The 406-nt window shown below is 67.2% G+C and carries 1 protein-coding gene; it reads left to right on the top strand.

The window, feature by feature from the left end:
* Positions 1-406, top strand: a 406-nt coding sequence (locus RNB18_RS53030; RefSeq protein ID WP_311721179.1) for a sensor domain-containing protein, incomplete at both ends; no start/stop codon positions are given.

Raw genomic sequence — 406 nt, 5'->3', positions numbered from 1 at the left:
CGCGCTGTACCGGTTGCTGGCCCGGCTGGTCGGGGTCACCATCGACCCGCCGGCGCCGTTCGCCCGGCAGGCCAGCTGGCCCCAGACCGTGGCCGCTGCGCTGACAGACGGTGTCGGCTGGCGCAGCCTGGGTTTCCTTCTGCTGCAGAGCATCGTGATGACACCTCTCGGATACGGGGTCGTGCTGGGAGTCGTGATTTCGGCGGTCCTGGTGGTCTCCCCGGTGATCTGGGCGATCACGGGAGAAGCGATCGTCAGCTTCGACGAACCCGTGGACTCCCTCGGTATCTACCTACTGCTGTCGGCGGGTGGACTGCTCGCGCTGTATCTGTTGGCGTGGGTCATGATCGGTATCGGGCGTGCCCATGTCTGGCTGGCCGAAGCGCTGCTCGCCCCGAACGACCGC

This window comes from Streptomyces doebereineriae, from assembly GCF_031845645.1.
Lineage (GTDB): Bacteria > Actinomycetota > Actinomycetes > Streptomycetales > Streptomycetaceae > Streptomyces > Streptomyces canus.
This window is presented reverse-complemented; position numbering and strand designations above follow the sequence as displayed.